Genomic DNA, 24,813 nt, shown 5'->3' on the forward strand with positions numbered 1-24,813 from the left:
CGGTGCGCGGCCTGCGGGGTGCGTGGCGCCTGCTCCGCGTCCTCGGGCATGTTCTCCGCGGCTGGCTGATCATCCGGCTGCTGTTCCCGCGCTGGAACCAGCCGCGGCGGGACGCGACCGTGCAGGCCTGGGCCCGGCGCATGCTCGGCATCCTGGGCATCCCGCTGCACCTGCACGGGGAGCCGCCGCCGCGCGGTCCCTTGCTGCTGGTGGCCAACCACCTGTCCTGGCTGGACATCCTGGTGATGCATGCGGCGCGGCCTTGCCGCTTCGTCTCCAAGTCGGACGTGAAGCACTGGCCGCTGATCGGCACGCTGGCCACCGGCGCCGGCACGCTGTACATCGAGCGCGAGAAGCGCCGCGATGCGATGCGCGTGGTGCACCACGTCAGCGAGAGCCTGCGCGCCGGCGACATCGTGGCGGTCTTCCCCGAAGGCACCACGGGCGACGGGCAACAGCTGCTGCCCTTTCATGCCAACCTGTTCCAGGCCGCGATCTCCGCGGACGCTCCGGCGGGCCCCGTGGCGCTGCGCTACGTGGACCAGGCCAGCGGCGCGGCCAGCCCGGCGCCGCTCTGGCTCGGGGACGACACGCTCGTCCACTCGCTGTGGCGCAGCGTGACGGACCGGCCCTTCGCAGCGCACGTCCACTACGGCGAACCCGAACAGGCCGATGGCCGCGACCGGCGCGAATGGGCCGCGGACCTCCGCTCGTCGGTGGAATCCCTGCAGGCCGGTCGGGTTACTCAGCAGTCGTAACGCTGAAGCACTAGCATGGGGGGTGCTCGGAGGGCCTCATGCGGATAAGCAAGAAAAAAATCTTGCTGGTGGACGACGACCAGTCGGTGCTGGTCTACCTTGGCGCCAAGCTGGCGAGGCACTACGACGTGGTGTCGACGGTCGATCCCTACCAGGTGCTGGCGCTCGCCCGCGGCGAACGGCCGGACCTGATCCTGTGCGACTACGACATGCCGGGCATGAGCGGGATGGAAGTGGCGTCCGCGCTCCATGGCGACCCTCAGCTCGCCGACATCCCGCTGGTCTACCTGACGTCGCTGGTGTCCCCGGGTGCGCTGCGCGACCTGGAAGGCCAGGTGCGGGGCCGGCCGGGCGCCTCCAAGCGGGCGCCGCTGTCGGACCTGCTGGCCCGCATCGAGGAATTCACGGGGGGCCCGGCGGCTCGCAGCGCGGTCCGGGCGTAGGAGCCGGGGCTCCCTGGTCTCAGATCTCCTCGCTCCATTCCACCCGTTGGGGCGGAGCCGGTTTGCGGAAGACCACTTCGCCGGTCGGCACGTGCACCACGCGGATCTCGTCCTGGCCCGTGAAGCTCTTGGCCGCGAGGCTGACGGCCAGCGCGCGGTCATTGACGGCGAATTGCGTCGAGCGGGCAGCCGGCCAGAACCTGCTGGCGATGGGCATGCTGCTCTCGATGCGGTAGTCCGAAGTCATTACATCCTCTCCTGATAGCTCCAGGCCATTCTGGAAGACGGGCATGGCGGCCCGATGACAGGCATTGCAAGGCGAGGGCTTCAGGTGTAAGTGAGTGCAATGGTGCGCTGCGGCACCAACTCCCGCCGGAACGGGCCGTCTGTAGGATGGGGCCCACGGTGCCGTAGGACTTTTGGCGGTCCTGGCTTGCTCCAGCCCAACCGGTGTTACAGAATGTAGTTGACGCCGCAAGGCTCAGAAACAAGCACAAGGTTCGCAGTGACCCACTCCCAACGCCACCGATCGCCGGCGAAGCTCGCCGCGTGGCTGCAGAAAGTCATGGCCCGCGCCATTGCGCACCTGCCTGCCTTGTCGTCGATGGGGGGCCAGGTGCACCAGCACGCGTCCTGGCACGCCGCCGGCCTGGAAAGCCACCTGCACACGCTGCACGAAAGCCTGACGGCCCTGGAGTGGGGTGCCCGCTGGCCCGGGCCGGAGGAGGCCGAGGCCCGCGGCCACCTGGGCTCCCGGGCCGAACAGCTGCGCGCCAGCGCCGAACGCGCGGTGTCGGGCGCCGACACCTTCCTGCAGCGCAGCGAGGTCGCGGCCGGCCGGCTGGGTCCTGCCTTGCTCGAATTCGTGCAGGCCTTCCGCGTCCTGGAAAAGGTGGTGGAGCGCTGCGGCGAATGGATGCTGGAGCTGGAGGAAGGCCTGGCGCGCTCGTTCGACGCCGAGGTCTCCGAGCGCCTGAGCGAGCTGCGCAGCCGGCTCGCCCTGCTGCAGGCCGTGGACCGCAGTGCCCGCAACGTGCACGCGCTGGCCGACAGCCTGGCGGTGACCCGGCCCAAGCTGGCCGAAGCGGTGCAGCGCAAGGTGAAGCCTTCCTGCGCCAGCCTGTGCAGCCGCCTCGTGCTGTTGCTGCAAGGCCCGCTGGCGCCTGATTCCGCCGTCCACGGCGTGACCGGCGCGCGCAGCGAGGCGCAGATCTGGGTGACGCAGGCGCTGTCGCTGGCGCTGCGGATGCAGGCCTCGCAGGACCGCCTGGTGCGGGAGGCGGGCGCGCTGCGGCACCGCTGCAGCCTGCTGCCGCGGGCCGGGCAGGATGGCGACCGGCTCTTGCCGCGCAAGGGCCTGGCCACGGCCGGCTGAGTCTCCGCCGCCCCGGCCTCGCCGGCGCAGTCGCGAGGATCCGTAAAGCAGCTTTGCGCGGAATGGGTTTCCGCGGGCGCGCCGCTGGCTATCGTTGCCGGCTCCGGCGCGGTTTCGCGCTGCCTTTCCTTTCCCTCCCAAATGACCCGCATCAGCGTCCTTTCGCCCCATCGCGACCTGCTTGGCGAGTGCCCCTTGTGGGACGTGCGCACCGAGTCGCTGGTCTGGATCGACGGCCGCGGCCAGCGCGTCCACCGCCAGCACCTGGCCACCGGCGCACGCGCAAGCTGGCAAGCATCCGCGCACATCGGCTCGATCGCCCTCTGCGAAAGCGGCCGCGTGCTGCTGGCGCTGGAAGACGGCTTCGCTTTCCTCGACCCGGCCAGTGGCGGGATCACGCCGTGGGGACCCACCGTCACGCACCGCGCCGGCCAGATGCGGCTGAACGACGGCCGCGTCGACCGCCAGGGCCGCTTCGTGGTCGGTTCGATGACCGTGGGCCGCCGCGAGCCGCTGGGGGCCTTCTACCAGCTCGATGGGCGCGGGCGGCTGCTGGAGATCGAACGCGACATCCACATCGCCAACGCCACCTGCTTCAGCCCCGACGGCCGCTGGCTCTACCTGGCCGACAGCGTCGCCCAGCAGATCTGGCGCTATGCCTACGACTCCGAAGCCGGCACGGTCGGTCCGCGCGAAATCCTCGTCGACAAGGATGCGCTCGGCAAACCGCCGGATGGGGCGACGGTCGATGCCGAAGGCTGCCTGTGGGTCGCCGTGATCCGCGACGGCCGGCTCGCCCGTTTCGACGCCAGTGGCCGCTCCTTGCAGTCCATCCCCTTCGAGCCGGAGAGCTACATCACCTGCCCGTGCTTCGGCGGCCCGGAGTTCGGGACCCTGTTCGTGACCTCGATCAGCGACAGCGGCCACCTGTTCCGCTCCACCAACCCGCAGGCGGGCGCCGTCTTCCGGGTCGATGGCACGGGCGTGCGCGGGCTGGAAGAGCCGAGATTCAAAGACCTGTGAATTTCCTGGAGACGATGAAGATGAAACGCTGGATGGTGGCCGTAGCCGCGGCCGTGCTCTGCAACTTCGTGGCGGCCGCCGAGCCGAAGTGGCCGGACCACCCGGTCCGCCTGGTGGTGGGCTATCCGGCCGGCGGGCCGACCGACGTGGCGGCGCGCGCGCTCGCCGACGCGCTGAAGCGCGAAATCGGCGTCCAGGTGCTGGTCGACAACCGCCCGGGCGCCGGCACCGGCATCGCGGCGGACCTGGTGGCCCATGCCAGGCCGGATGGCTACACCTTCCTCTTTGGCGGCTTCTCGCAGATCCTGCTGCCTTACGTGAGCCCGGTGCAGTTCCACCCGGTCAACGACTTCGCCCCGGTCAGCCGGGTATGGGTGTTCCCGCAGGTGCTCGCCGCGCGGGCCGACCTGCCGGTGAAGGACGCGCGCGAACTGGTCGCCTATGCCAGGGCCAACCCCGGCAAGCTGAACGTCGGCGTGCAGGGCCAGGGCAGCGTGGTGCACTACGTCGTCGAGGAGCTGCAGGACGCGGCCAAGGTGCAATTCACGCCGATCTTCTACGGCGGCTCGCCGCAGCTGATCACCGACCTGCTGGGAGGCCGCGTCGACCTGATGTTCGACAGCTATGGCACCGTGGAGCCCTACGTGAAGTCCGGCAAGATGCGCGTGCTGGGCGCCACCACGCCCAGCCGCTCCTCGGTCATCAAGGATGTGGCCACCGTCCGCGAGCAAGGCGTGGACAAGTTCGGCGTGTCGATCTGGAGCGGCGTCTTCGCCCCCAAGGGCACGCCGCCGGACATCGTCAACCGCCTCAATGCGGCGATCGTCAAGGCCTCGGCCGACCCGGCTTACGCCAGCCAGATCGCCACCATGCGGCTGGTCGTTTCGACCTCGACGCCGGCTGAGTTTGCCAGCCAGGTGAAGGACGACTACGAGACGATGGGCGCCGAGATCAAGCGGATCGGCATGGACAAGCGCTGGAAGGGGCAGTAGCGCCGAAAACTGGCGCCACCGACAGGAATCGAACCTGTATCTAGCGCTTAGGAGGCGCTCGTTCTATCCATTGAACTACGGCGGCTGAGGCCGATATTCTAAGTGTGGCCGCTCTACCCCTTCCTACAACGGTCGCGGACCTCGGCGGACGCCGGCGGGCGCCGCGCCCGTGTGGAATGGGGCAAAGCCACAAAAGGAGTACCTCATGAGCAAAAAACTGCTGGCCCTCGCGGCCGCCGCGCTTTGCGCCACCGGCGCCATGGCCCACGAATCCGCCGTCCGCTATCTCACGCAGAACTACGAACGGGCCTGCCCGGTCGGCTACGTGCAGCAGCGCTATCAGTGCGTGCCGGTCGCAGCCATCGACAGCAACGGCTACAGCGCTTCCGACTATCGCCGCTACGAGCGCCTGCAGCGGCGCAACGTGAGCCCGGAAGACTATCGCGCACACCTGGCGATGCAGCAGCTGCAGCAGTTGCAGAACCCGGGCGCCAACCCCTGAGGGCCGCTACTTCGTCAGCAGCCGGATCGCGTCTTCCAGCCCCTTGAGGGTCAGCGGGTACATCCGCTGGTTCATCAGCTGCTGGACGACCGCGATGCTCTGGCGGTATTGCCAGACGCCTTGCGGCTCCGGGTTGATCCAGACGAACTTGGGGAAGGCGCCGGTCAGGCGCTGCAGCCATTCGGCGCCGGCTTCCTCGTTGTTGTATTCGACGCTGCCGCCCGGCTGCAGGATCTCGTAAGGGCTCATGGTGGCGTCGCCCACGAACACCAGCTTGTAGTCCTTGTTGTACTTGCGGATGATGTCCCAGGTGGGGAACTTCTCGCTGAAGCGCCGCCGGTTGTTCTTCCACATGAAGTCGTAGACGCAGTTGTGGAAGTAGTAGAACTCGAGGTGCTTGAACTCCGCCTTGGCGGCCGAGAACATCTCCTCGACGCGGTGCACGTGTTCGTCCATCGTGCCGCCCACGTCCATCAGCAGCAGCACCTTCACGTTGTTGTGCCGCTCCGGCACCATCTTGATGTCCAGCCAGCCGGCGTTGGCGGCGGTGGACTTGATGGTGTCGTCCAGGTCCAGTTCCTCGGCCGCGCCCTGGCGCGCGAACTTGCGCAGCCGCCGCAGGGCGACCTTGATGTTGCGCGTGCCCAGCTCCTGGGTGTCGTCGTAGTCCTTGTAGGCGCGCTGGTCCCACACCTTCACCGCGCTCTTGTTCCGGCCCTTGTCCTGGCCGATGCGGATGCCCTGCGGGTTGTAGCCGTAGGCGCCGAAGGGTGAGGTGCCCCCGGTGCCTATCATCTTGCTGCCGCCCTCGTGGCGTTCCTTCTGCTCCTCGAAGCGCTTCTTCAGCGTCTCCATGAGCTCGTCCCAGCCCATCTTCTCGATCTTCGCCTTCTCCTCGGGCGAGAGTTCGAGCTCCAGGTTCTTGCGCAGCCATTCCAGCGGCACGTCCTTGCTGAAGTCGGCGAGCAGCTCCACGCCCTTGAAGTAGGCCGCGAAGGCGCGGTCGAACTTGTCGTAGTGCTTCTCGTCCTTCACCAGCGCGGTGCGGGCGAGATAGTAGAAGTCGTCGAGGCTGTACGCGCCGTCGCTTTCGGGGCCCACGACTCCTTGCTGCAAGGCCTCGAGCAGGACGAGGTATTCCTTGACCGAGACCGGCAGCTTGGCGCTGCGCAGGGTGTAGAAGAAGTCGATCAGCATGTCAGGCCTCCCGCGGGCGATTCAGCTGATAGGTGAGATGTGCCTTGACCTCCGGCCACTCGCCGGCGGCGACGCTGTACATCACCGTATCGCGCACCGTGCCGTCGCGGCGCAGCGCGTGGTGGCGCAGCACGCCGTCCTTCCTGGCGCCCAGGCGTTCGATGGCGCGCTGCGAGGCGAAGTTGAAGTTGTCGGTGCGCCAGCCCACCAGCTTGGCGCCCAGCGTCTCGAAGGCGTGCTGCAAGAGCAGCAGCTTGCAGGTGGTGTTGACGTGCGTGCGTTGCCAGCTCTTGCCGTACCACGTGTAGCCGATCTCGACGCGCTCGACCGCCGGCACGATGTCGTGGTAGCGCGTGGTGCCGATCACCTGGCCGCTGACGGAATCGATCACGACGAAGGGCAGCATGTGGCCGTCCTCGCAACCCTTCAGGCCCGCTGCGACATAGGCCGCCGTCGCGCCGGGTTCCGGCACCGAGGTCACGCGCAGGTTCCACAGCTCGCCATCGCGCGCCGCGGCTTCCAGGCCGGCGACGTGGCCGGTCGTCATGGGCACCAGCCGCAGCGTCGCGGCCTGCAGGGTCGTCGGCTCGGGCTTCTTCATCGGCTCACCGGTTGTGGCGCTGCATGAACACCAGCTTCTCGAACAGCGTCACATCCTGCTCGTTCTTCAAGAGCGCGCCCACCAGCGGCGGCACCGCCACCTTCTCGTCCTTGCTTTGCAGCGCTTCCACCGGGATGTCCTCGGCCACCAGCAGCTTCAGCCAATCGAGCAGCTCGGAGGTGCTGGGCTTCTTCTTCAGGCCGGGCAGGTTGCGCACGTCGTAGAAGGTCTTGAGCGCGGAGGTGAGCAGCTCCTTCTTCAGGCCCGGGAAGTGCACGTCCACGATCTGCTTCATCGTGTCGGCGTCGGGGAACTTGATGTAGTGGAAGAAGCAGCGGCGCAGGAAGGCGTCCGGCAGTTCCTTTTCGTTGTTCGACGTGATGAACACCAGCGGCCGGTGCCTGGCCTTCACCAGTTCGCGCGTCTCGTAGACGTAGAACTCCATGCGATCCAGCTCGCGCAGCAGGTCGTTGGGGAATTCGATGTCGGCCTTGTCGATCTCGTCGATCAGCAGCGCCACCGGCTGGTCCGCCGTGAAGGCCTGCCACAGCACGCCCTTGACGATGTAGTTGTGGATGTCCTTGACCCGCTGGTCGCCCAGCTGCGAGTCGCGCAGGCGGCTGACCGCGTCGTACTCGTACAGGCCCTGCTGCGCCTTCGTCGTGGACTTGATGTGCCACTGCAACAGCGGCAGGTTCAAGGCCTGGGCCACTTCTTCCGCCAGCATGGTCTTGCCGGTGCCCGGTTCGCCCTTGACCAGCAGGGGGCGTTTCAGGGTGATGGCGGCGTTGACGGCCAGCATCAGGTCCTGCGTGGCAACGTAGTTCTGGGAGCCTTGGAACTTCATGGGGGGTGCGGGAATGTGCGAGGGAAGGGCCCCGGAGGAGCCCCCCTATAATCGCCGGTTGATCCAAAGAAACGGGCCTTCGGGTCTGATTGTGCGCGCAAAATGAACAAGTTGTTGAACACGCTTCTCGCCATGTTTGTCGCTTGCGCGACCAATCTGGCCCATGCGCAGGCGCCGGCTGCTCCGGCTCCTGCTGCCTCTCCTGCGGCCGCGGCCGCGCCTGCTGCTCCCGCAGCCGCCAAGCCGGCCCAGGCACCGGCCAGCCCCAAGTCGCTGGAAGCCAAGACGGCCATGTGCTTCGGCTGCCACGGCATCGTCGGCTACCAAACCAGCTTCCCCGAGGTCTACAAGGTTCCCAAGATCGCCGGCCAGAACGCGGCCTACATCGCGGCCGCCCTGAAGGCCTACCAGACCGGCGACCGCAAGCATCCCACCATGCGCGCCATCGCGACGACGCTGTCCGAGCAGGACATCAACGACATCGCCGCCTACTACGAGAAGGCCGGCCAGCAGGACATGAAGCCGGTCGCGGACAAGCTGAGCCGCGAGCCCGACGCCCAGGTCGCCGCGCTGATGCAGAAGGCCGCCTGCGTGTCCTGCCACGGCGCCAACCTGTCCAAGCCGATCGCGCCCAACTATCCGAAGATCGCGGGCCAGCACGCCGACTACCTGTTCGTGGCGCTGAAGTCGTACAAGACCGAGAACAACCCCGCCGTCGGCCGCAACAACGGCGTGATGGGCGCCATCGCCAAGCAGTTCTCCAACGACGAACTGAAGGCGCTGGCCAAGTTCGTGGGTTCGCTGGATAGCGAGCTGGAAACGAAGACCGAGTCCCGCTTCCACCACTGAGTGGAACGCAGACAGCAGAAGGGGCCCGACGGGCCCCTTTTCATTTCGTCGCGCGCCGCTGCACGCACTCGACGTAGGCCTCGCCATCCGGCGGCCGTCCCGCGCGCTGGCTTTCCCACAGCATCTGGCCCAGGCACTCCATGGCCTCGTGGTGCGCGTCGTGCAACGAGTTGCGGCGCGCCGCCAGCAACTCCACTGCCTGGCGGATTCCGCGCGGCTGGTCGATCGAGCATTGCTCGCTGATCGACAGGTGCATGGACAGGTGCAGGAAGGGATTGGTGCCCTTGCTGCCGTCGTAGACGCGCGCCACCGCCGCATCGGCGTCGGCCAGGTCGGCGTCGTATTCCGGGTGCTCCTTCAGCCACTCGCTGGCCAGCGTTTCCAGCGCGTCCAGCAGCTGGCCGCCGCGGGCCTTGGCCTGCACGCCGCAGAAGAACCGGCGCACCTCTTCCTGGGAGGGATCGAACATGGCCGGCAGGGTAGCACGCGCCCCAAACCCGCTGCCCGTCTGCTGGTAAGTCCGCAGGCGCCTGAACGCAAGCTGACCGCAGAATGGCGCCGCACCGTGCCGTACAGCGCGGGAGCGTGAGTGCATTCCTATTCGGAGACAACGCAATGAAGTCCTGGAAGACTGCCCTGGTCGCGCTCATCGCGGCCTTCGGCCTCAGCCTCGCCGCTTTTGCCCAGAACATTTCCATCGCCACCGGGGGCACCGGCGGCGTCTACTACCCCATGGGAGGCGGCCTCGCGGCCGTGCTGTCCAAGTACGTGCCAGGCATGCAGGCCACCGCGGAAGTGACCGGCGGCTCGGTCGACAACCTCAAGCTGGTCGGCAGCGGCAAGCCCTACGTGGGCTTCAGCATGAGCGACGCCGCGCAGGACGCGTTCAAGGGCGAGGACAAGTTCAAGGGCCACAAGGTCAACGTCCGCACGCTGATGGTGCTGTACCCGAACCGCATGCACGTGGTGACCATCGAGGGCAAGGGCATCAACAGCTTCGCCGACCTGAAGGGCAAGCGCGTGTCCACCGGTTCTCCCGGCAGCGCCACCGAGGTGATGGCCTTCCGCCTGATCGAGGCCGCCGGCTTCGACAAGGACAAGGACCTGAAGCGCGAGCGCCTGGGCGCCGCCGAATCGGTCAACGCCATCAAGGACGGCAAGATCGACGCCTTCTTCTGGGTGGGCGGCCTGCCCACGGCCGCCGTGTCCGACCTGGCCAACACGCCCGGCAACAAGATCAAGATGATCGACCACGCCGACCTGGTGGCGAAGATGAACCAGAAGTACGGCAACCTGTACGTGCAGGACGTGATCCCCAAGGAAACGTACCGCGGCATGGACAAGGACAACCACCAGGCCACCGTGCAGAACATCCTGGTCGCCGACCAGAGCATGGACGACAAGACGGCCTACGCAATCGTCAAGACCATCTTCGACAAGAAGGCCGACATCGTCGCCGTCCACAAGGAAGCCGAGAACTTCAGGATGGAGAACCAGAAGAAGGACGCGAGCCCCGTCCCCTGGCATCCCGGCGCCATCAAGTACTTCGCGGAACACGGCATCAAGCTGAACTGAGCACGGGCCCATGACGCAAGAACAACAGCGGGCAGAGCGCGTCGCGCTGAGCGAGGCCGTCAGCGAAGCCGGCCTGCAGAAGGCCGAGGAATACATCGAGCAGGAAGAAGGCGCCGCCAACAAGTTCAAGGGCGCGATGGCGGTGTTCATCACGCTCGTTGCGGTGGCGATGTCCGCCTTCCACCTGTACACGGCCTATGCCATCGTGCCGACGCAGACCTTGCGGCCGGTACACGTGGCCTTCGTGCTGTTCCTCGCCTTCCTCGTGTTCCCGGTGGCCGCGCGCTTCCGGCACCGCGTGATGTGGTGGGACTGGATCGCGGCCCTGCTGGCCGTGGCCATCGCCGTCTACCTGGTGCTGGGCGGCGACGACTTCACCGACCGCAACACCGACCCGAACAACTGGGACATCTTCTTCGGCACCTGCCTCGTGCTGCTGGTGCTGGAGGCGATGCGCCGCACCGCCGGCTGGATCATGCCGGTGATCTGCCTTGCCTTCGTCGGCTATGCGCTGGCCGGGCCCTGGCTGCCGGCGCCGTGGACGCACAAGGGCTACGAGATCGGCCGGCTGGTGGGCGTGATGTACATGACGCTCGAGGGCATCTACGGCTCGGCGATCGACGTGTCCTCGTCCCTCATCATCCTGTTCACGATCTTCGGCGCCTTCCTGCAGTACTCGGGCGCGGGCAAGTTCTACATCGACTTCTCGTTCGCCGCGATGGGCGGCAAGCCCACCGGTGCGGGGCGCACCGTGGTGCTCGCTTCCTTCCTGCTTGGTGGCCCTTCGGGCTCGGGCGTGGCAACCACTGTGACCTTGGGCACGGTGGCTTACCCGATGCTGGCCAAGGTGGGCTACGAGAAAAACGCGGCAGGCGGCCTGCTCGCCGCCGGCGGGCTGGGCGCCATCATCTCGCCGCCGGTGCTGGGCGCGGCCGCCTTCCTGATCGCGGAGTTCCTGAAGATCTCCTATCTCGACGTGCTGCTGATGGCGTGCATCCCCACGCTGCTGTTCTACTTCGCGCTGTTCCTGATGGTGGAGATCGACGCGCGCAAGTACGGCATGGGCAACACCACCTTCGAGAAGGTCGACTCGGTGTGGAACCTGACGAAGAAGTACTGGTTCCATTTCCTGTCGCTGGTCTCGATCATCGCCTTCATGATGTGGGGCTTCTCGCCCGTGCTGTCGGTGTTCTGGGCGACGGTGGTGTCCTTCTTCACCAGCTTCCTGCGGCCGGACACCACGCTGGTCCCGTACGACGCTTTCCGCGGACCGGGCATCGTGAAGAAGCTGTGGAGCTCGCCCTTCATCAAGGCCATGGAAGGCGGCTCCATCGGCATGCTGAACGTGGCGGCCACCTGCGCCGGCGCCGGCATCATCGTCGGCGTGGTGACGCTCACGGGCCTGGGCCTGAAGTTCAGCACCATCGTCATCGCCTATGCCGGCGGCTCGCTGCTGCTGACGGCCATCTTCACGTCGCTGGTGGTGTGGATCGTCGGCCTGGCGGTGCCGGTGACGGCCTCGTACATCATCTGCGCGGTGATCGCGGCGCCGGCGCTGATCAAACTGGGCGTGCCCGAGTTCGCGGCGCACATGTTCATCTTCTACTACGCGGTGCTGTCCGAGGTGTCGCCGCCGACGGCGCTGTCGCCCTTCGCAGCGGCTGCCATCACCGGCGGCGACCCGTACAAGACGACCATGCAGTGCTGGAAGTACACCGTGCCGGCCTTCCTGGTGCCCTTCATGTTCGTGCTGGACCCCAGCGGCCAGGGCCTGCTGCTCATGGGCTCCAGCAAGGCACTGGCGAACGCCGACTGGTGGTCGATCTTCGAAGTGACCTTCACCTGCGCGCTGGGCATCGCGGCGCTGGCCGCCGGCTTCCAGGGCTGGGCGCTGCGCAAGACCAGCAGCGTGGAACGCGTGCTGCTGATCATCGCCGGCTTCGCGTTGGCCTACCCGGGCTGGATCGCCGACCTGGTGGGCTTCGCGCTGATGGTGGCGGTGCTGGCGATGCAGTTGATGCGGCCGGTGCTCGCGGACGGCGTAGCATCGCGCCCATGAACCGACTGGACTCTTCCGCCCAAGGCGTCTACCTCATCACCGTCACTCCCTTCACCGACAGCGGTGCGCTGGACCTCGCCAGCACCGACCGCATGGTGGACTTCTGCCTGGAGAAGGGCGTCACCGGCCTCACGGTGCTGGGCATCATGGGCGAGGCCACCAAGCTCACCGCCGAAGAGTCGCGCACCTTCGTCAAGCAGGTGCTGGCGCGTGTCAACGGCAAGGTGCCGGTGGTGGTCGGCGCTTCGGCGCCGGGCTTCGCAGCCATGAAGGAGCTGACGGATTCCGTCATGGACCTCGGCGCTTCCGGCGTCATGGTGGCGCCGCCGCCCAGCGTGCGCACCGACGACCAGATCCTCTCTTACTTCCAGATGGTCGACGAGACCTTGGGCGCCAAAGTGCCCTGGGTGCTGCAGGACCACCCGGTGTCGACCACCGTGCAGATGTCGGCCTCCGTCATCCTGCGCATCCTGAAGAACTCGCCCACTTGCGTGATGCTGAAGCACGAGGACTGGCCGGGCCTGGCCAAGCTCTCCGCCATCCGCGCGGCCAGCGACAAGGGCGAGGTGAAGCGCGTGTCCATCCTCACCGGCAACGGCGGCGGCCTGTTCCTGCCGGAGGAACTGACGCGCGGCGCCGACGGCGCCATGACAGGTTTCGCCTATCCCGAGATGATGGTGGACGTGGTGGCGGCCCATGCGCGCGGCGACCGCGAGCGCGCGCACGACCTGTTCGACGCCTACCTGCCGCTGGCGCGCTACGAGCAGCAGGCCGGCGTCGGCCTCGCAGTGCGCAAGCAACTGTTCCAGGACCGCGGCGTGATCACCTCGGCCTTCGTGCGCAAGCCCGGGCCGAAGCTGTCCGACAAGGACCTCGCCGACATCGCGCTGCTGGTGCGCCGGCAGGACAAGCGCCTGCGCGAACTCGCCTGAAGGACGACCCCATGACCATGCCCGCGCTGCCCGAACCCGACATGAGCCCGCTCGATCCCAAGGCGATAGCGACGCTCTCGCAGGTCACCACCGCCACGCTGACCACGGTGCTGCTGAAGAAAGGCCTGCGCAACCTGTGGATCCGCGGCGCGCGACCCATCCGCAGCGGTCAGCCGCGCCTGGTCGGCCGCGTGTTCACGCTGCGCTTCGTGCCCGCGCGGGAGGACCTGGCGACGCCGGCCTCCTGGGGCTCGCCCATCTCGACGCGTGCGGCCATCGAAGCCATGCCGGCCGGCTGCATTGCCGTGGTCGATTCCATGGGCGTGACGGACGCGGGCATCTTCGGCGACATCCTCTGCGCGCGCATGGCCAAGCGCGGCATCACGGCGCTCGTCACCGACGGCGTCGTGCGCGACCTGCATGGCGTGCTGGGGACCCAGCTGCCCGTGTGGTGCAGCGGCGCTGCCGCGCCCGCGTCGGTAGCCGGCCTGACCTTCGTCGACTGGCAGCGGCCCATCGGCTGCGGCGGCGTGGCGGTGTTCCCCGGCGACGTGCTGGTGGCCGACGACGACGGCGCGGTGCTGATCCCCGCCGCCTTGCTGGACCACGTGCTCGCCGAAGCGCCGGAGCAGGAGCGCCTGGAAGGCTGGATCATGGCGGAGGTGGAGAAGGGCGTGCCGCTGCCCGGGCTGTATCCGCCGAACGAAGAGAACAAGAAGCGCTACGAAGCTTCGAAGAAATAGTCGGCGAGCGCTGGAGACATGGACCGCCTCCAGAACATCGAAACCTTCGTCCGCGTCGCCCAGACGCAAAGCTTCGCCGAAGCCGCGCGCCAGCTGCGGGTGGCGAAGTCCGTCGTCACCACGCGCATCAAGCAATTGGAGGACTACCTGGGCGGCCCGCTGTTCCATCGCAGCACGCGCGTCGTGCGGCTGTCGGAGCTGGGCCAGGCCTTCCTGCGTGACTGCACCGAGCTGGTGGGCCGCGCCAACGACATCGTCGACCAGATGCGCGACGTGCGCGGCAAGCCCGCCGGCACCCTGCGCGTGCATGCGCTCACCGGCTTCGTGCTGGGGCACTTCGGCGCGCTGCTGCGCGAGTTCCAGGCGCGCTACCCGGAGATCCGGCTCGAACTGATCGTCGGCGACAACGTGGTCGACCCGGTGCAGGCGGGCGTCGATTGCGCGCTGCAGATCTTCCCCGCGGCTTCCAGCGAGCTGATCTCGCGCCCGCTGTTCGCCGTGCGCCGCGTGTTCTGCGCCACGCCGCAATACCTGGCGCAGCACCCGGAGCCGCAGGACCCGCGCGACCTGCACCACCACCAGCTGGGCCTCTACTCCGGTTACCCGACGCGCGACCGCTGGACCTTCTACAAGGACGGTGGCGAGCTCACCACCTACCTGTCGGCGGCGCTGCTGACGAACAGCGTGCACCTGCTGCGCGAATACGCGCTGGAGCACGCCGGCATCGTCTGCCTGCCCACGCTCGTGGCTGCCGAGGCGATCCGCACGGGGGCCTTGCAAATGGTGCTGCCGCAGTACCAGCTGTCCTCATTCTGGCTCAGCGCCGTATATGCCGGCACGTCGCGCAACGCCTTCAAGCTCAAGCTGTTCATCGAGGACGTGACGGCCGCTTTCGGCCGCGTGCCACCCTGGGACGCGGCGCTGGTCGCCGCGGGCCTGCTGCCCGAGACGCTGGTCGAAGCGTAGGGGTAAACCCCCGCGATTGTTCGGAGCCGCCGAACAATCCAGTCACCAAGTCCCATCTACCGGCCGAGGCCTCGGCTTCCTAAAGTTCGCTCCGCACTCCAGGAGCAAACCATGGCCGTGGCCTACCAGACGAAATTCGGCTCGCTCGCGAGTTACGAGAAGGGCGGCGTCGAAGCGATCACCGACGACGTCCGCAACTACGCCTTCTCCAACTGCTTCGAGATCGCGAGCAAGAGCCAGCCGTACGAGCGCGTCGTGTTCGGGCAGAACCAGATCTACGTGCTGGAGGTGGCGCGCGCGCAGGGCGAGTCGCCCTGGTACACCTGCGCGCACGACGAGTTCGCCCTGTGCATGGACGGCGAAGTGGAGATCCGGCTGATCAAGCTGGACAAGGCGCAGCACGTGCCCGATGCCGACCACAACGGCGCGGTCCTCGTCGAAGGGCCGCCGCAAGGGCCGAACATGGGCTGGATGAAGCTGCGGCGCGGCCACCAGGGCCTGCTGCCCAAGAACACGGCCTACCAGTTCTACGCCAGCCACCCTGCCGTGGTGGTGCTGCAGACGTGCAAGGGCCAGGTCTCCGTGGAGAAGTGGGCCGAGATCTGCCAGGTCCAGTGAAGCGAGGAGACACACCATGAGCGACACCACCCCCGTCATCGCCAGCGCGCCGCATCCCACCTTCGGCTACAAGTCCTTCACGCTGGGCAGCTTCAACTTCTCGCGCGACGAGTACTTCGCGCACATCCGCTGGACCACGCGCGACGGCCGCCCGCTGTCGCACACCATGGACGCCGGCAACTACCTGCGTGCGCTGATGCGCGATGTGGCCTGGGGCTTCTTCTATGGCTGGGTCAACTTCGACAACGTGCTCGGCACGGTCAACCACTACAAGTCGGTGGACCTCTATGCCGGCAGCTTCAACGGCAGCTTCAAGGAGGCCGGCGTCGACCTGCTGGAGAACTTCCCCACCGAGCAGATCGCCGCGACCTTCCAGGCGATGCTGGACGACTGGACCAACGAGGGCTTCGATCCCTTCGCGGCGCCGCAGGAGACCGGCACGCCCTATGGCCGCCGCCACGGCAACAACACCAAGGCTATCACGCGCGCCCGCGAACTCGCCACGCGCTGCGTCGGCCTGAAGGGCGACCTGCCGCTGCGCACCGACGAGCGCGGCGCCACCATCAACCGCGCCTTCGCCGACGTGCCACAGGACCAGCCGGAGCTGCACCCCGAACCAGGCTTCGAGAACGAGGTGCACGCCTTCAACCTGTTCGCCTTCCTCTCGCGCTCGCAGGTGACCTGGAACCCTTCCTTCACCAGCGTGGTGAAGTACAGCTACATGTGCCCGACGACCGAGGAGCACATCCTGCCCATCATCCACGGCAACGACCGCGTCGAGTGGTTCTTCCAGATGTGCGACGAGATCCACTGGGACTGCGCCGACAAGAACACCGGCAAGCCGCTGGCCCGCGTGATCATGAAGGCGGGCGACATGGCCGCCATGCCGGCCTACTGCCGCCACCAGGGCTACAGCCCCAAGCGCTCGATGCTGCTGGTGTGGGAAAACGGCTCGCCCAATCTCGTCTACGAGATCCAGAAGGGCGAGGCGCCGGAGGTTCCGGTCAAGTTCTGACCTTGCTTGTCATGACCCCCCGCCACCAACTGTTCATCGCCGGCGAGTTCACCGACGCGCTGTCCGGCGAGACGCTGCCCACGCGCAACCCGCACGACAACAGCGTGCTCGCCGAGGTGGCGCTCGCCGGCCGCGAGGACGTCGATCGCGCTGTAGAGGCGGCGCAGAAGGCCTTCCCGGCCTGGAGCCGCCTGCCGGCCGCGGAGCGCGGGCGTGTCCTGCTGAAGCTGGCCGACCTGATCGAGGCGAACACCGAGGAACTCGCGCGGCTCGAGTCGCTGGACACCGGCCACCCGATCCGCGATTCGCGCGGGCTCGACGTGCCGCGCACGGCCGGCTGCTTCCGCTATTTCGGCGGCATGGCCGACAAGTTCCAGGGCGAGACGATTCCCGTCGAAGCGGGCTTCCTCAACTACACCTTGCGCGAGCCGGTGGGCGTGGTGGGCCAGGTGGTGCCGTGGAACTTCCCGCTGATGTTCATCAGCTGGAAGATGGGCCCGGCGCTGGCCGCGGGCAACACCATCGTCATGAAGCCCGCGGAGATCACGCCGCTCACTTCGCTGCGCATCGCGGAGCTGATGGCGCAGGCCGGCATGCCGCCCGGCGTCGTCAACATGGTGCCTGGCCTGGGCAGTGTTGCGGGCCAGTACCTGGCCGAACACCCCGGTGTCGCCAAGATCGCCTTCACCGGCAGCACGGCCACCGGCCGGCGCATCGTGCAGGCCTCGGCGGGCAACCTGAAGAAGGTGCAGCTGGAGCTGGGCGGCAAGGGCGCCAATATCGTGTTCGAAGATGCGAACCTGGTGGCGGCCGTCAACGGCAGCGCCTGGGCCATCTTCCACAACCAGGGCCAGGCCTGCATCGCCGGTTCGCGGCTGCTGCTGCACGAGAAGATCGCCGACGCCTTCCTGGAGAAGTTCATTCCGCTGGCGCGCTCGATCAAGCTGGGCAACCCGCTGGACGACGCCACCGAAATGGGGCCGCTGACCAGCGCGCAGCACCAGGAGCGCGTGCTCGCCTATGTGGAGGTTGCGCGCGCTGAAGGCGGCGAAGTGCTGGCGGGCGGCCGCGCCCCGGTGGCGCAAGAACTGGCGCAGGGCTGCTACGTCGAGCCGACCATCGTGCGGGCGAAGACGCCGCGCGATCGCATCGCGCAGGAGGAAGTGTTCGGCCCCTTCGTCACGGTGCTTACCTTCCGCGACGACGAGGAAGCGCTCGCCATCGCCAATGGCACCGACTACGGCCTGGGCAGCGGCCTGTGGACGGCCAACCTGCAGCGGGCGCACCGCTTCGCCCGCGAGCTGCACGCGGGCATGGTCTGGATCAACAGCTACAAGCGCGTCAACCCGGGCTCGCCCTTCGGCGGCGTGGGCCTCTCGGGCTATGGCCGGGAGATGGGTTTCGACGCGATGCGCGAGTACACGCAGGTGAAGAGCGTCTGGGTCAACGTCGACGCCCGCATCCCGCCGCACTATCCCCGTTGAGAAGAGAGAAGGAGACTAAGCATGCAACTCACGCGCAGGCAGTTCACCGCGGCCCTCGCAGCCGCAGGCGCCGTCCCCGATGTGTTCGCGGCGGACGTGCTGAAGATCGGCTACGTCACGCCGCAGACCGGCCCGCTGGCGCCTTTCGGCGAAGCGGACAAGTGGGTCATCGAGCAGATGAAGACCGCCTTCAGGAACGGCATCACCGTCGGCGGCAGGAAGTACGAAGTGCAGGTGATCCTGAAGGACAGCCAGTCCAGCCCCAACCGCGCCGGCGAGGTGGCCAACGACCTGATCCTGAAGGACAAGGTGGCGCTGCTGCTGACCGCGGGGACGCCGGAGACGGCCAATCCCGTCAGCGACGCCGCGGAACTGAACCAGGTGCCCTGCATCTCCAGCGTGGTGCCGTGGCAGCCCTGGTTCTTCGGCCGCAAGGGCGACCCGGCCAAGGGCTTCGACTGGACCTACCACGTCTTCTGGGGCCTGGAAGACGTCATCGCCAACTTCACCAACGGCTGGAAGAGCGTGTCCACCAACAAGAAGGTGGGCGGGCTGTTCCCCAACGACGGCGATGGCAATGCCTGGGGCGACAAGGAGCTGGGTTTCCCGAAGCCGCTGTCGCAGATGGGCTTCACGCTCACCGACCCGGGCCGCTTCCAGAACGGCACGCAGGACTTCAGTGCGCAGATCGCGAAGTTCAAGGCGGAGAACGTGGAGATCGTTACCGGCGTGGTGATCCCGCCGGACGCCAAGACCTTCCTCACGCAGGCGCGGCAGCAGGGTTTCAGGCCCAAGGTGGTCACCTTGGGCAAGGCGCTGCTGTTCCCTGGCGCCATCGAGGCCCTGGGCGACCTGGGCGATGGCCTGACCACGGAAGTGTGGTGGAGCCCTTCGCATCCCTTCACATCCTCGCTGACGAAGCAGAGCGCCAAGCAATTGGCCGACGCCTATGAAGCCGGCACCAAGCGGCAGTGGACGCAGCCGATCGGCTTCGCCCATGCGCTGTTCGAAGTGGCTTCGGACGCGCTCACGCGCAGCAAGTCGCTGAAGAACAGCGACGTGCGCGACGCGATCGCCGCCACCAACCTGCAGACCGTGGTCGGGCCGGTGAAGTGGGGCGGGCAAGGTCCCTTCAAGAACGTCAGCAAGACGCCGCTGGTACTGGGCCAGTGGGTGAAAGGCAAGGGCAAGTACAAGTACGACCTGGTGATCGTCAACAACGAGGCGTTCAAGCAGATCCCCGCTGGCGGGACAATCCGCCCCATCTGATGTCGCTGTTGGCACTGCACGGCGTCAGCAAGTCCTATGGCGCGCTCAGGGTCACCGACGGCGTCTCGCTGGCGGTGGCCGAGGGCGAGACCCTGGGCATCCTCGGGCCCAACGGCGCGGGCAAGACGACGCTGTTCAACCTGATCAGCGGCGACGTGCGGGTCGATGCCGGCCGCGTGGAGTACGCAGGCCGCGACGTCACCGCGCTGGCGCCGCACCAGCGCTGCCGCGCCGGCATCGGCCGCAGCTACCAGGTGCCGCAGCCCTTCGGCGCGATGACGGTGTTCGAGAACCTCGTCACCGCGGCCTGCTTCGGCGGCCGCCAGGCCGAGCGCGAAGCCTGGCACACGGCGCAGGAGGTGCTGCAGGAGACCGGTCTCATGCCGCACGCCAACAAGCCGGCCGGCGGCCTGACCTTGTTGAACCGCAAGCGGCTGGAGCTGGCGCGCGCGCTCGCCACGCGCCCCAAGCTGCTGCTGCTGGACGAGATCGCCGGCGGCCTCACCGAACATGAGGCCTCTGAACTGGTGTCCGAGCTGCGCCGCATCAAGGCGCGCGGCATCACGATGATCTGGATCGAGCATGTGGTGCACGCGCTGCTGTCCATCGCCGATCGCCTGTTCGTCATCGACTTCGGCCGCAAGCTGGCTGAGGGCGCGCCGCAGGCGGTGATGCAGGACGAGGCGGTGCGGCGGGTGTACATGGGAGTGGAAGCGTGACCTTGCTGTCCACGCATGGCCTTCAGGCGTTCTACGGCGACGCGCAGGCCTTGTTCGGCATCGACTTCGAAGTGGAAGCCGGCGAGCTGGTGGCCATCATCGGCGCGAATGGCGCCGGCAAGTCCACCTTCCTGAAAGCGCTGTGCGGGCTGGTGAAGGCGCCGCGCGACGCGATCCGCTTCAAGGGCGAGCCGGTCGGTGGCCTTGCGCCTGGTGAGATCGTCCGCCGCGGTCTCGCGCTGGTGCCCGAAGGCCGGCGGCTCTTTCCTTCGCTTTCCGTCGAAGAGAACCTGCTGATGGGCGCGAACTCGCGCCGCGCCGGGCCCTGGAACCTGCGTCGCGTCTACGAGCTGTTTCCGGTGCTGCTGGAAAAGCGGCGGCAGCCCGGCACTTCGCTCTCCGGCGGCCAGCAGCAGATGGTGGCGATCGGCCGCGCGCTCATGAGCAATCCCGAGCTGCTGCTGTGCGACGAACTCTCGCTGGGGCTCGCGCCCATCGTCATCCGCGAGATCTATGCGGCCCTGCCGAAGATCACGCAGGAGGGCATGACGGCCGTCGTCGTGGAGCAGGACGTGCAAATGGCGCAGCAGGTCTCGCAGCGGCTCTATTGCTTCCAGGAAGGCAAGGTGTCCTTGAGCGGCGCCTCGTCGTCCGTCACGCGCGAGCAGGTTGCCCGCGCCTATTTCGGAGTCTGAGCGTGGTACTGGATGTCTTGGTGCAGGCGGCGCTGCTGGGCGGGCTGTACACCTTGTTCGCGCTGGGCCAGTCGCTGATGTTCGGCGTCATGCGCCTGACCAACACGGCGCACGGCGACTTCATCATCCTGGCCGCCTTCGCCGCGATTGCGGGGCTGATGCTCACCGGCGGCTCGGGCTGGGCGGCACTGGGTGTCTCGCTCGCGCTGCTGCCCATTGCCTTCGGCTTCGGCTGGGCGCTGCAGCGCTGGGTGTTGAATGGCACGCTGGGTCGCGATCCCTTGCCTTCGCTGGTGGTGACCTTCGGCCTGGCCATCGTCATCCAGAACCTGTTGCTGGAACTGTTCTCGGCGGACCCGCGGGCCATCGAGACCGGCGGCTTCAACACGCACAGCCTGGCCTTGCCGGGCGGCCTGGCGATCGGCGCCTTGCCCTTGCTGATCCTGGTGCTGGCGGTGGCGGCGACGGCGGGGCTGCAGTGGCTGTTCTCGGCTACGGCTTTGGGCCGATCATTCCGCGCGGTGTCGGACGACCGCGAGATCGCAGAGTTGATGGGCCTGCATGCCGGCAAGGTCTACGCGCTGGCCACCGGCATCGCCTTCGTGCTGGTGGCGCTGGCGGGCGTGCTGCAGGCGATGCGCACGACGGTGTCGCCCTCCGATGGCCCGCTGCTGCTGCTGTTCGCTTTCGAGGCGGTGATCATCGGCGGCATGGGCTCGTTCTGGGGCACCCTGGCCGGCGCGATGCTGCTGGGGCTGGCGCAGCAGGTGGGCTTCCGGCTGGATCCGGGTTGGGGGATCTGGTTCGGGCACCTGGTGTTCCTGGCGGTGCTGGTGCTCAGGCCGCAAGGGCTGTTTCCGAGGACGCGAGGATGATGGAAAGCACTCTTCGTCATCCCCGCGAAGGCGGGGACCCAGGGCTCCCTGCGGCCGGGACGCCCTGGGTTCCCGCCTCCGCGGGAATGACGGTCACGCGCGGGTCGCGCGCAAGCCTGGTGGCGCTCCCAATGGCGGCGATCCTCGTCGTGGTCGCGGCCACGCTCCCCTTCTGGGCCGAATCCAGCTGGATGCGCGAGTTCGTCGAGATCGCCAGCTACTTCATCTTCGCGATGATGTGGAACCTGCTGGCCGGCTACGGCGGCATGGTCAGCATCGGGCAGCAGGCTTTCCTGGGCCTGGGCGGTTACGGGATGCTGGCGCTGGGCAACTTCGCCGGCATGAACCCCTTCCTCGCCGTGCCGCTCGGCGGGCTCGCCGCGGCGCTGATCGCGCTGCCCGTCTCGTGGGTCGCCTTCCGCCTGCAGGGCGGCTACTTCGCCATCGGCACCTGGGTCATCGCCGAAGTGTTCCGCCTCTCCATCGCCAACGTGCCGGCGGTGGGCGGCGGCTCGGGCACCACGCTCACGGCACTGCGCGGCTTCGAGCGCGGCACCCGCGAGAGCCTCACCTACTGGATCGCGCTCGCCAGCGTCGTGGCCTGCGTCGCCGGCGTCTACCTGTTCCTGCGCAGCAAGCAGGGCCTGGCGCTGATGGCGATCCGCGACAACGAGGTGGCCGCGGAGTCGCAAGGCATCGCGGTGCGGCGCATGAAGCTGGCCGTGTACACGGTGGCCGCCTTCGGCGCCGGGCTGGCCGGCGCGCTGTACTTCGTCGGCAACCTGCGCATCAGCCCGGATGCGGCCTTCAGCGTGAACTGGACGGCCTTCGCGATCTTCATGGTGGTGATCGGCGGCATCGGCCGCATCGAAGGGCCGATCGTCGGCGCGCTGATCTTCTGGGCGCTGAACAAGTTCTTCAGCGATTGGGGCACCTGGTACCTGCTGGGACTGGGCCTGCTGGCGATCGTGGTGACGCTGTTCTTCAAGCAGGGACTGTGGGGCTATGCGCAGCAGCGCTGGGGCTGGTCGCTGTTCCCGACTCAGCGACGCCTCGTCACATCGCGAGCCGCTGCGAAATCTCCTGCGCCGCCTGCCGCAGCGGCGCCAGCATCGCATCCTGCATCTGCCGCGCCGTCGTCCGGTTCGCCTGTCCGCTCACATTGATCGCCGCGACCATCCGCCCCGCGCGATTCAGCACCGGCGCGGCCATCGACACCAGCCCTTCTTCCAGCTCCTGGTTCACCAGCGACCAGCCCTGCTTGCGCGCCTGCTGCACCTTGGCCAGGATGGCCTCCGGCTCGACCAGCGTGTAGCGCGTGCGCGCATCCAGCTTGCTCGCACGCAGCAAGGCCATCGCCTCTTCGTCCGACAAGCCAGCCAGCAGCATCCGCCCCATCGACGTGCAATAAGCCGGCAGCCGCGAGCCGATACCCAGCGAATTGCGCATGATCGTGCGCGTCGACACGCGCAGCACGTAGACGATGTCCGTGCCTTCCAGCACCGCCGCGGAGCAGGATTCCTTCACCTCCTCCACCAGCGCTTCCATCAGCGGCTCCGCCACGTTCCACATCGGCATCGACGAGAGATAGGCGAAGCCCAGGTCCAGGATGCGCGGCGTCAGCGCGAACAGCTTGCCGTCGCTCTCCACGTAGCCCAGAGTCTGCAAGGTGAGCAGGATGCGCCGCGCGCCGGCGCGGGTGAGGCCGGTGCGCGCCGCCACGTCGCTCAAGGTCTGCCGCGGCGACTGCGCGTTGAAGGAGCGGATCACCTCCAGCCCGCGGGCGAAGCTCTGCACGTAGGCATCGCCGGGGCGCAATTCGGGGTTATTCGGGCGGTCCATGGGTTTGGCTTGTAGAATTCATTATACGAACACTTGTTCGAATAGCGAACATTTAGGAGTTCTTCCCCATGATCGACAAGATCGCGGCCTCGATCCCCGAGGCCCTGGCCGGCGTGCGCGACGGCGCCACCGTGCTGATCGGCGGCTTCGGCACCTCCGGCATTCCCGGCGAGCTGATCGACGGCCTGATCGAGCACGGCGCCCGCGACCTCACCGTCGTCAACAACAACGCCGGCAACGGCGACACCGGCCTGGCGGCGCTGCTGAAGACCGGCCGCGTGCGCAAGATCATCTGCAGCTTCCCGCGCCAGGTGGACAGCTTCGTGTTCGACGAGCTGTATCGCAGCGCCAAGATCGAGCTGGAACTGGTGCCGCAAGGCAACCTGGCCGAGCGCATCCGCGCGGCCGGCGCCGGCATCGGCGCCTTCTTCTGCCCCACCGGCTACGGCACCGAGCTGGCCAAGGGCAAGGAGACGCGCGAGATCAACGGCAGGCAGTACGTGCTGGAACACCCGATCCACGCCGACGTCGCGCTGATCAAGGCCGAGGCGGGCGACCGCTGGGGCAACCTCACCTATCGCATGGCCGCGCGCAACTTCGGCCCGGTGATGGCCACGGCCGCCAAGCTGACCATCGCCAGCGTGTTCGAGATCAAGGAGCTGGGCCAGCTCGATCCGGAAGCGATCGTCACCCCGGGCATCTTCGTCGGCAAGATCGTCAAGATCCCGCGCGTCGCCACGCAAGGCGCCGGCTTCAAGAAGGCAGCATGAACATGGCTTACCAGAAGCGAACCAAGGACCAGCTGGCCGCCCGCGTGGCGCGCGACATGTTCGACGGCGCCTACGTCAACCTGGGCATCGGCATGCCCACGGCCGTCGCCAACCACCTGCCACCCGGCATCGAGATCGTGCTGCACTCCGAGAACGGCATCCTGGGCATGGGCCCGGCGCCGGCCGCGGGCAGCGAAGACTACGACCTCATCAACGCCGGCAAGCAGCCGGTGACCTTGCTGCCCGGCGGCGCCTTCTTCCATCACGCCGACTCCTTCGGCATGATGCGCGGCGGCCACCTGGACATCTGCGTGCTGGGCGCCTTCCAGGTTTCGGCCAAGGGCGACCTCGCCAACTGGAGCACCGGCGAGCCCGGTGCCATCCCCGCCGTCGGCGGCGCCATGGACCTCGCCATCGGCGCCAAGCAGACCTGGGTGATGATGGACCTGCTCACCAAGAAGGGCGAAAGCAAGGTGGTGGAGCGCTGCAACTACCCGCTGACCGGCGTGGGTTGCGTGAAGCGCATCTACACGGACCTTGCTACGCTGGAATGCACCCCGCAGGGGCTGAAGCTGATCGACGCCGTCGACGGCCTCAGCCACGCGGAACTCGAGAAACTCGTCGGCCTGCCGATTTCCGCCTGATTTGGCAGCCTGAACCCAGG

The 24,813-nt window shown here is 67.5% G+C and carries 28 protein-coding genes and 1 tRNA gene; 22 read left to right on the forward strand and 7 right to left on the reverse strand.

Annotation, left to right across the window (positions count from 1 at the left end):
• The first annotated feature begins 2 nt into the window (after positions 1 to 2).
• Complete coding sequence (locus HHL11_RS04820) at positions 3 to 758, forward strand: 1-acyl-sn-glycerol-3-phosphate acyltransferase (RefSeq protein WP_169417301.1); 756 nt, start codon at positions 3 to 5, stop codon at positions 756 to 758.
• Between the two features lie 68 nt (positions 759 to 826).
• The gene (locus HHL11_RS04825) at positions 827 to 1,201 is read left to right on the forward strand and encodes a response regulator (protein ID WP_169417302.1); all 375 of its coding nucleotides are present in this window, start codon (positions 827 to 829) and stop codon (positions 1,199 to 1,201) included.
• Positions 1,202 to 1,220: 19 nt separating this feature from the next.
• Here the strand turns inward: HHL11_RS04825 and HHL11_RS04830 are convergent, their stop codons facing one another.
• A complete protein-coding gene (locus HHL11_RS04830; protein WP_169417303.1) occupies positions 1,221 to 1,448 on the reverse strand; it encodes a hypothetical protein in 228 nt (75 codons plus the stop codon).
• 318 nt (positions 1,449 to 1,766) lie between these two features.
• Here HHL11_RS04830 and HHL11_RS04835 point away from each other — a divergent pair, with 318 nt between their 5' ends.
• The 3 genes from HHL11_RS04835 (at position 1,767) to HHL11_RS04845 (ending at position 4,591) form a co-directional block, all read left to right on the forward strand.
• The gene (locus tag HHL11_RS04835) at positions 1,767 to 2,576 is read left to right on the forward strand and encodes a hypothetical protein (protein ID WP_169417304.1); all 810 of its coding nucleotides are present in this window, start codon (positions 1,767 to 1,769) and stop codon (positions 2,574 to 2,576) included.
• A 141-nt stretch (positions 2,577 to 2,717) separates the two neighbouring features.
• Entirely contained in the window at positions 2,718 to 3,599 is an 882-nt protein-coding gene (locus HHL11_RS04840) for an SMP-30/gluconolactonase/LRE family protein (RefSeq protein WP_169417305.1), read from the forward strand.
• Between the two features lie 20 nt (positions 3,600 to 3,619).
• Positions 3,620 to 4,591, forward strand: a complete 972-nt coding sequence (locus HHL11_RS04845) for a Bug family tripartite tricarboxylate transporter substrate binding protein (RefSeq protein WP_169417306.1) — start codon at positions 3,620 to 3,622, stop codon at positions 4,589 to 4,591.
• Positions 4,592 to 4,601: 10 nt separating this feature from the next.
• On the opposite strand, the gene HHL11_RS04850 is transcribed toward HHL11_RS04845, so the two are convergent.
• A tRNA-Arg gene (locus tag HHL11_RS04850) sits at positions 4,602 to 4,676 on the reverse strand.
• Positions 4,677 to 4,796: 120 nt separating this feature from the next.
• Between HHL11_RS04850 and HHL11_RS04855 the strand changes: the two genes are divergently transcribed.
• Positions 4,797 to 5,093, forward strand: coding sequence for a hypothetical protein (locus HHL11_RS04855; RefSeq protein ID WP_169417307.1), 297 nt, complete (start codon positions 4,797 to 4,799; stop codon positions 5,091 to 5,093).
• 6 nt (positions 5,094 to 5,099) lie between these two features.
• Here HHL11_RS04855 and HHL11_RS04860 read toward each other — a convergent pair whose 3' ends face one another.
• The 3 genes from HHL11_RS04860 to HHL11_RS04870 are packed head-to-tail and all read right to left on the reverse strand — an operon-like array spanning position 5,100 to position 7,738.
• Positions 5,100 to 6,290, reverse strand: a complete 1,191-nt coding sequence (locus HHL11_RS04860) for a vWA domain-containing protein (protein ID WP_169417308.1) — start codon at positions 6,288 to 6,290, stop codon at positions 5,100 to 5,102.
• Between the two features lies 1 nt (position 6,291).
• Positions 6,292 to 6,891, reverse strand: a complete 600-nt coding sequence (locus tag HHL11_RS04865; protein WP_169417309.1) for a GNAT family N-acetyltransferase — start codon at positions 6,889 to 6,891, stop codon at positions 6,292 to 6,294.
• 4 nt (positions 6,892 to 6,895) lie between these two features.
• Positions 6,896 to 7,738, reverse strand: a complete 843-nt coding sequence (locus HHL11_RS04870) for an AAA family ATPase (protein WP_169417310.1) — start codon at positions 7,736 to 7,738, stop codon at positions 6,896 to 6,898.
• A gap of 102 nt (positions 7,739 to 7,840) precedes the next feature.
• Between HHL11_RS04870 and HHL11_RS04875 the strand changes: the two genes are divergently transcribed.
• Positions 7,841 to 8,587, forward strand: a complete 747-nt coding sequence (locus HHL11_RS04875) for a c-type cytochrome (protein WP_169417311.1) — start codon at positions 7,841 to 7,843, stop codon at positions 8,585 to 8,587.
• 40 nt (positions 8,588 to 8,627) lie between these two features.
• Here HHL11_RS04875 and HHL11_RS04880 read toward each other — a convergent pair whose 3' ends face one another.
• Positions 8,628 to 9,056, reverse strand: a complete 429-nt coding sequence (locus HHL11_RS04880) for a DUF1841 family protein (protein WP_169417312.1) — start codon at positions 9,054 to 9,056, stop codon at positions 8,628 to 8,630.
• Positions 9,057 to 9,202: 146 nt separating this feature from the next.
• Here HHL11_RS04880 and HHL11_RS04885 point away from each other — a divergent pair, with 146 nt between their 5' ends.
• The 13 genes from HHL11_RS04885 (at position 9,203) to HHL11_RS04945 (ending at position 22,703) form a co-directional block, all read left to right on the forward strand.
• Positions 9,203 to 10,162: a TAXI family TRAP transporter solute-binding subunit gene (locus tag HHL11_RS04885; protein ID WP_169417313.1), complete on the forward strand. Its 960-nt coding sequence runs from the start codon at positions 9,203 to 9,205 to the stop codon at positions 10,160 to 10,162.
• A gap of 10 nt (positions 10,163 to 10,172) precedes the next feature.
• The gene (locus HHL11_RS04890; protein WP_169417314.1) at positions 10,173 to 12,221 is read left to right on the forward strand and encodes a TRAP transporter permease; all 2,049 of its coding nucleotides are present in this window, start codon (positions 10,173 to 10,175) and stop codon (positions 12,219 to 12,221) included.
• A complete protein-coding gene (locus tag HHL11_RS04895) occupies positions 12,218 to 13,153 on the forward strand; it encodes a dihydrodipicolinate synthase family protein (protein ID WP_169417315.1) in 936 nt (311 codons plus the stop codon). The genes HHL11_RS04890 and HHL11_RS04895 overlap by 4 nt, the downstream gene beginning before the upstream one ends.
• 17 nt (positions 13,154 to 13,170) lie before the next feature.
• Complete coding sequence (locus tag HHL11_RS04900; RefSeq protein ID WP_425355204.1) at positions 13,171 to 13,896, forward strand: ribonuclease activity regulator RraA; 726 nt, start codon at positions 13,171 to 13,173, stop codon at positions 13,894 to 13,896.
• Between the two features lie 18 nt (positions 13,897 to 13,914).
• Positions 13,915 to 14,862: a LysR family transcriptional regulator gene (locus tag HHL11_RS04905; RefSeq protein ID WP_169417316.1), complete on the forward strand. Its 948-nt coding sequence runs from the start codon at positions 13,915 to 13,917 to the stop codon at positions 14,860 to 14,862.
• Between the two features lie 111 nt (positions 14,863 to 14,973).
• Positions 14,974 to 15,480 carry a cupin domain-containing protein gene (locus HHL11_RS04910; RefSeq protein ID WP_169417317.1) on the forward strand — a complete coding sequence of 169 codons (507 nt, stop codon included), beginning with the start codon at positions 14,974 to 14,976 and terminating at the stop codon, positions 15,478 to 15,480.
• 16 nt (positions 15,481 to 15,496) lie between these two features.
• A complete protein-coding gene (locus HHL11_RS04915) occupies positions 15,497 to 16,495 on the forward strand; it encodes a hydroxyquinol 1,2-dioxygenase (protein ID WP_169417318.1) in 999 nt (332 codons plus the stop codon).
• Between the two features lie 11 nt (positions 16,496 to 16,506).
• Entirely contained in the window at positions 16,507 to 17,979 is a 1,473-nt protein-coding gene (locus HHL11_RS04920; protein WP_169417319.1) for an aldehyde dehydrogenase family protein, read from the forward strand.
• Positions 17,980 to 18,000: 21 nt separating this feature from the next.
• Positions 18,001 to 19,248: an ABC transporter substrate-binding protein gene (locus HHL11_RS04925; RefSeq protein ID WP_169417320.1), complete on the forward strand. Its 1,248-nt coding sequence runs from the start codon at positions 18,001 to 18,003 to the stop codon at positions 19,246 to 19,248.
• A complete protein-coding gene (locus HHL11_RS04930; protein WP_169417321.1) occupies positions 19,248 to 19,967 on the forward strand; it encodes an ABC transporter ATP-binding protein in 720 nt (239 codons plus the stop codon). Before HHL11_RS04925 ends, HHL11_RS04930 begins: the two co-directional genes overlap by 1 nt.
• On the forward strand, positions 19,964 to 20,662 hold the full coding sequence (locus HHL11_RS04935) for an ABC transporter ATP-binding protein (RefSeq protein WP_425355182.1): 699 nt from the start codon (positions 19,964 to 19,966) through the stop codon (positions 20,660 to 20,662). Before HHL11_RS04930 ends, HHL11_RS04935 begins: the two co-directional genes overlap by 4 nt.
• 2 nt (positions 20,663 to 20,664) lie before the next feature.
• Positions 20,665 to 21,537, forward strand: a complete 873-nt coding sequence (locus HHL11_RS04940; protein ID WP_342593176.1) for a branched-chain amino acid ABC transporter permease — start codon at positions 20,665 to 20,667, stop codon at positions 21,535 to 21,537.
• A 131-nt stretch (positions 21,538 to 21,668) separates the two neighbouring features.
• Positions 21,669 to 22,703 (forward strand): branched-chain amino acid ABC transporter permease, encoded by a 1,035-nt coding sequence (locus HHL11_RS04945; RefSeq protein WP_169417322.1) that lies wholly within the window; start codon positions 21,669 to 21,671, stop codon positions 22,701 to 22,703.
• On the opposite strand, the gene HHL11_RS04950 is transcribed toward HHL11_RS04945, so the two are convergent.
• Positions 22,594 to 23,379 carry an IclR family transcriptional regulator domain-containing protein gene (locus HHL11_RS04950; protein WP_169417323.1) on the reverse strand — a complete coding sequence of 262 codons (786 nt, stop codon included), beginning with the start codon at positions 23,377 to 23,379 and terminating at the stop codon, positions 22,594 to 22,596. The genes HHL11_RS04945 and HHL11_RS04950 overlap by 110 nt on opposite strands.
• Positions 23,380 to 23,447: 68 nt before the next feature.
• On the opposite strand from HHL11_RS04950, the gene HHL11_RS04955 reads away from it, so the two are divergent.
• Both HHL11_RS04955 and HHL11_RS04960 read left to right on the forward strand, forming a co-directional pair.
• Complete coding sequence (locus HHL11_RS04955) at positions 23,448 to 24,149, forward strand: 3-oxoacid CoA-transferase subunit A (RefSeq protein WP_169417324.1); 702 nt, start codon at positions 23,448 to 23,450, stop codon at positions 24,147 to 24,149.
• 2 nt (positions 24,150 to 24,151) lie between these two features.
• The gene (locus HHL11_RS04960) at positions 24,152 to 24,793 is read left to right on the forward strand and encodes a 3-oxoacid CoA-transferase subunit B (protein WP_169419914.1); all 642 of its coding nucleotides are present in this window, start codon (positions 24,152 to 24,154) and stop codon (positions 24,791 to 24,793) included.
• The last annotated feature ends 20 nt before the right edge of the window (positions 24,794 to 24,813 follow it).

The organism is Ramlibacter agri (genome assembly GCF_012927085.1).
Classification (GTDB): domain Bacteria; phylum Pseudomonadota; class Gammaproteobacteria; order Burkholderiales; family Burkholderiaceae_C; genus Ramlibacter; species Ramlibacter agri.

Bases quoted from the DNA above. Each gene is read 5' to 3' on its own strand.
- HHL11_RS04830 (WP_169417303.1), bottom strand. From the start codon at position 1,448: ATGACTTCGGACTACCGCATCGAGAGCAGCATGCCCATCGCCAGCAGG.
- HHL11_RS04835 (WP_169417304.1), top strand. From the start codon at position 1,767: ATGGCCCGCGCCATTGCGCACCTGCCTGCCTTGTCGTCGATGGGGGGC.
- HHL11_RS04840 (WP_169417305.1), top strand. From the start codon at position 2,718: ATGACCCGCATCAGCGTCCTTTCGCCCCATCGCGACCTGCTTGGCGAG.
- HHL11_RS04845 (WP_169417306.1), top strand. From the start codon at position 3,620: ATGAAACGCTGGATGGTGGCCGTAGCCGCGGCCGTGCTCTGCAACTTC.
- HHL11_RS04855 (WP_169417307.1), top strand. From the start codon at position 4,797: ATGAGCAAAAAACTGCTGGCCCTCGCGGCCGCCGCGCTTTGCGCCACC.
- HHL11_RS04860 (WP_169417308.1), bottom strand. From the start codon at position 6,290: ATGCTGATCGACTTCTTCTACACCCTGCGCAGCGCCAAGCTGCCGGTC.
- HHL11_RS04865 (WP_169417309.1), bottom strand. From the start codon at position 6,891: ATGAAGAAGCCCGAGCCGACGACCCTGCAGGCCGCGACGCTGCGGCTG.
- HHL11_RS04870 (WP_169417310.1), bottom strand. From the start codon at position 7,738: ATGAAGTTCCAAGGCTCCCAGAACTACGTTGCCACGCAGGACCTGATG.
- HHL11_RS04875 (WP_169417311.1), top strand. From the start codon at position 7,841: ATGAACAAGTTGTTGAACACGCTTCTCGCCATGTTTGTCGCTTGCGCG.
- HHL11_RS04880 (WP_169417312.1), bottom strand. From the start codon at position 9,056: ATGTTCGATCCCTCCCAGGAAGAGGTGCGCCGGTTCTTCTGCGGCGTG.
- HHL11_RS04885 (WP_169417313.1), top strand. From the start codon at position 9,203: ATGAAGTCCTGGAAGACTGCCCTGGTCGCGCTCATCGCGGCCTTCGGC.
- HHL11_RS04890 (WP_169417314.1), top strand. From the start codon at position 10,173: ATGACGCAAGAACAACAGCGGGCAGAGCGCGTCGCGCTGAGCGAGGCC.
- HHL11_RS04895 (WP_169417315.1), top strand. From the start codon at position 12,218: ATGAACCGACTGGACTCTTCCGCCCAAGGCGTCTACCTCATCACCGTC.
- HHL11_RS04900 (WP_425355204.1), top strand. From the start codon at position 13,171: ATGCCCGCGCTGCCCGAACCCGACATGAGCCCGCTCGATCCCAAGGCG.
- HHL11_RS04905 (WP_169417316.1), top strand. From the start codon at position 13,915: ATGGACCGCCTCCAGAACATCGAAACCTTCGTCCGCGTCGCCCAGACG.
- HHL11_RS04910 (WP_169417317.1), top strand. From the start codon at position 14,974: ATGGCCGTGGCCTACCAGACGAAATTCGGCTCGCTCGCGAGTTACGAG.
- HHL11_RS04915 (WP_169417318.1), top strand. From the start codon at position 15,497: ATGAGCGACACCACCCCCGTCATCGCCAGCGCGCCGCATCCCACCTTC.
- HHL11_RS04920 (WP_169417319.1), top strand. From the start codon at position 16,507: ATGACCCCCCGCCACCAACTGTTCATCGCCGGCGAGTTCACCGACGCG.
- HHL11_RS04925 (WP_169417320.1), top strand. From the start codon at position 18,001: ATGCAACTCACGCGCAGGCAGTTCACCGCGGCCCTCGCAGCCGCAGGC.
- HHL11_RS04930 (WP_169417321.1), top strand. From the start codon at position 19,248: ATGTCGCTGTTGGCACTGCACGGCGTCAGCAAGTCCTATGGCGCGCTC.
- HHL11_RS04945 (WP_169417322.1), top strand. From the start codon at position 21,669: ATGGCGGCGATCCTCGTCGTGGTCGCGGCCACGCTCCCCTTCTGGGCC.
- HHL11_RS04950 (WP_169417323.1), bottom strand. From the start codon at position 23,379: ATGGACCGCCCGAATAACCCCGAATTGCGCCCCGGCGATGCCTACGTG.
- HHL11_RS04955 (WP_169417324.1), top strand. From the start codon at position 23,448: ATGATCGACAAGATCGCGGCCTCGATCCCCGAGGCCCTGGCCGGCGTG.
- HHL11_RS04960 (WP_169419914.1), top strand. From the start codon at position 24,152: ATGGCTTACCAGAAGCGAACCAAGGACCAGCTGGCCGCCCGCGTGGCG.